Raw genomic sequence first — 3,372 nt, 5'->3', positions numbered from 1 at the left:
TATCAGACAACCTTGGGCTGCAGAGACCACAACCGTGCAGTCTTCGCTACCCGCTCACACCTTCGATGCCGCCTGCGTAACCCGTCTCGGCGCCGCGAGGGGGCGCGCGGTGAATAATGCGGGGTGAAGGCAGCATTCTCGAAGCCAAGTGACAGGCCGCCACACCCGGCAAACAAGTCGACCATGCTGTAGACGCGAGGCCTCGGAACCACGCTTTTCGCAGCCAGTTCACCTGCCTTCAACGTCTCTTCTTGCGTGGTCGGAATCTCCAGCATGCTCTACCTCGCGCTCCCCCGGCCTTTCTTGGTGTCACGAGTAGCACATGTGGTCGGGGTTGTCCAGGCCGAACCGAGATGTGGTATCTTCAAACCTTTCGCATCAAGCTCGACATGCAAGATGGACCTGCAAGCTGATATGGTCAGCTCCCCCTGCATCGCGTAATTCAAATCATCGTCTTGTGAAGGATGCCAGTGATCTACTCTCGCCGGATGTCGAGCGCCTTATTGGATCTCGTGGCGCAAGACTATCTATTCCATCCCTGAAGCAAACTCTCGGATACGCGATACGTGATACTCGAATTCGTCACGATCAAGAGTATTCATGAGAAAAACAGCGTTACAGCAGAGCATCTTTTGGCCGTTTATGTCCCTGATACCTACTGCGCATCCACTTGCCCACGACTTTTCCAAAATGTCTTTGAGCTTGGCCGCCGCTGGCACACGGGAAGTAACTTTTGTCAAAGGCTTCCAAACGCGCACTAAAGTGTTTACTTCATCTGATCCGGGCTCCTCCTCCATGTAGACTTTTGAATTATCATCTTCAGGGACGGCTATGCAAAGACGCCCGGTACCTTCTTCGGGGACAATAACCTGCCCTGTTTCTCGAGCGCGCGCGTTCAGCATCATTAGGTAGGCCGGCGCATCGGACACCCGTTCCAGAACTGCTGAACCGTTCAAAAGAATTTCGTCGGTCGACCTGAGATCACGATCATAGCTGCGTTTCCCAATGGAAAACTGCGCAGCCTGGCCGCGTGCGGCCAGTTCGCTGGCGCTGAGGGTTGCGTCGAGCTTCCTTCGATCGTTTTTCGCTTTCCCAGCTGCTCGAGAAAGGCCTCGAAACGCCCCAATGAAAAGTCTCGTTAGAAAAGCGACCTTGGGTCCTGCCGAGAGGCTCTCGATAGCCTGCTCATCCTGCGCGAGTAGGATAGCGAGCGCAGCGCGAGCGCCAATAGACTTCTCATCCGAGAAGGGAGGTAGATCGCGTTGCGCAGACAGTACTTCCTCGACCACCTCGATCCATTTGTGTACTCCGCCGTGCACTTCGCCGCTGGCTGTTACCCGTCCAGAGAACTCATCCAGCAAGGCACGACGATCGAAGCCCCTTGTCGCCCGGTGTGCAAGCGCCAGCGACATCATCTCGCTCCAAATAAGTCTCTCGTGCTCGCTCGCCTCAGGGTGCACCGAGTCCAGAACCGACGTAGCGATCGATTTCCAGCCGTCATCTCCATATCGTGGATCAATAGACGAAACGCCTCGCGAGAGCTCTCCGGTGAGAAGTTCATCGAGCAAGACTAGGTTCCAGCCGGCAAGCGCATCGAGCTTACCGCGATCCGCCAACTCTACCGGGAGCTCGAGCATTTCCGGCTTTTTCTCTACTTCTCCTAACGGCACCGCCGAAACGCACAATGGTAGCAGGTCATTCGGAATGTCGGGGAACGAAAGGTAAGTCGCCTGAAAATCGCGGAGCTGATCATCCGATGAAAAGTGAGCGGAAGTAACCTGCGTGACACGTGGCGGAGTCCGGAAGAACACAATGTCGCCAGATTCGGTGATGTCTGAAGGTGAAACGATCTCTAGAATAACGCAGTGATCCTCGTCGCCTTGGGATAAAGCCCAACTTGGCACCACTCGCCGAAAACCGAAAACGGCTTCTCTCCCGCCCGCTTGGCCGGCCTCCTGCTCTCCGAGCCAGTTCGCCGCGACAAACCCACTCGAAAGCGACTTCGCCAACGCTGGCTTGGTCACTGGGACGAGCAACGGTCCATTGTCAAAGAGGTCTACGCCGTTGCCGGATTGCATTTGTCTTCTCCATCCCAAAAGGGGGAGTCTTCGGAAGGCTCGTGCCACGAAACCTTTCCGAGAATCCCTTCGACGTGGTTCTTGTTTTTCCCATGGCCGTCATATCGGCAGACTTTAAGAGTCGGTTTGGGCATGATCGCGAGCGCACTCGGCAATGCGTCTTCCGCACTGACTCCACAAAGCCCGACAAGAAGTTCATGCCTAGCCCTTGTCGACATAACATAGGCGGACATGCGTTCGTTCATCATTCCCGAGCCGTCAATGTCTGACTTCTCCAACCCGACGTAGAAGACGACATCGAACTCCAGCCCCTTCGCGGATCGTTCGTGGACGACTGTTATCGTATCCACTGCTTCGAAATCGAGCTGCTCATCTAGGTTTGCCCCACCGGCACTCGTGTAATACTGCGTGTTGAATTTTTCAGATACTCGGCTCTTTAACTTGTTGAAAGTACGCTTAACATCGCCGCTCGAGCCGTGAACGATAACGCCGACTTGCTTTCCTGGCGATAGAGCGATCTTACGCGCCAAGAATTCGAACATCTCGGTCTCACTTGTGAACAGACCGACTGATGGCTTTTCTCCTTCGCGATCGGGAAGAGTCGATGCGCCACTGGTTCTTGAGACCTGAAAATACCTAGAAAATAGCGCGATCTCTCTTGAGTTTCTGTAGTTCTTTGAAAGGTAAAGGATCCGAGATGTGTCTCGGGCGATGCCGAGATGCCGCGCAATATTCTTAACGCTGGAGTTCTTGTCAGCTGAAAGCCTCTGGTTGTCGTCGGCGAAGACCGTGATCCTCGGCTCTCGGCCCTTCTTTTGAAGGAGCTTCATCAACCTTCCCATAGCGAAGTACATTGCCTCAGGGAAATCTTGGCCTTCGTCGATAACGAGATGCCCCCAGTCGAGCCTAGACAGTCTTGCTGGATCATCTATGGAAGAGGCGCGATCAAGCATTTCTTCCCAGTCGTGGGCCCATCTATCGTCTGGGAGAGATGGAGCCCTACCCAGGCCAGCCTTTCTCCACCAACGCGCGACCCAACTATGCATCGTTAGGACAGGCACCTTCGGGGCAACACCGTCACGCGCCTCCGAGTATCTCCTCAAGACCTTGTTGTACATGATTACCGTTGGAGTTTGGCCAAGACCCTCAAGCCTCTGCGCCCTGTGAAATGCCATTACGGTCTTCCCCGTGAACCGCCCCGGGTTTCCGAGAGGCTTCTTTGTTCAAAACCTACGCGGCTTTTTCAAGGGTGTTCATCTGTGCGTAGAACGCCTCCTCCACTTCTTGCGGCGGC

General features: G+C 54.8%; 3 protein-coding genes. All 3 read right to left on the bottom strand.

All coding sequences use genetic code 11. The features are described from left to right. Nucleotides 1-2: 2 nt before the first annotated feature. On the bottom strand, nucleotides 3-185 hold the full coding sequence (locus tag CEF10_RS17485) for a DNA cytosine methyltransferase (RefSeq protein ID WP_408638493.1): 183 nt from the start codon (nucleotides 183-185) through the stop codon (nucleotides 3-5). A gap of 342 nt (nucleotides 186-527) precedes the next feature. After that, nucleotides 528-2,078, bottom strand: a complete 1,551-nt coding sequence (locus CEF10_RS17000) for a hypothetical protein (protein WP_157933075.1) — start codon at nucleotides 2,076-2,078, stop codon at nucleotides 528-530. Then, nucleotides 2,057-3,196, bottom strand: coding sequence for a DEAD/DEAH box helicase (locus tag CEF10_RS16995; protein ID WP_232796560.1), 1,140 nt, complete (start codon nucleotides 3,194-3,196; stop codon nucleotides 2,057-2,059). The genes CEF10_RS17000 and CEF10_RS16995 overlap by 22 nt, the downstream gene beginning before the upstream one ends. Nucleotides 3,197-3,372: the final 176 nt, after the last annotated feature.

This window comes from Roseovarius salinarum (genome assembly GCF_002834145.1).
In the GTDB taxonomy this organism is placed as follows: Bacteria; Pseudomonadota; Alphaproteobacteria; order Rhodobacterales; family Rhodobacteraceae; genus Roseovarius; species Roseovarius salinarum.
The sequence above is the reverse complement of the archived record's forward strand: the minus strand, read 5'-3'. Positions and strand labels throughout refer to the sequence as shown.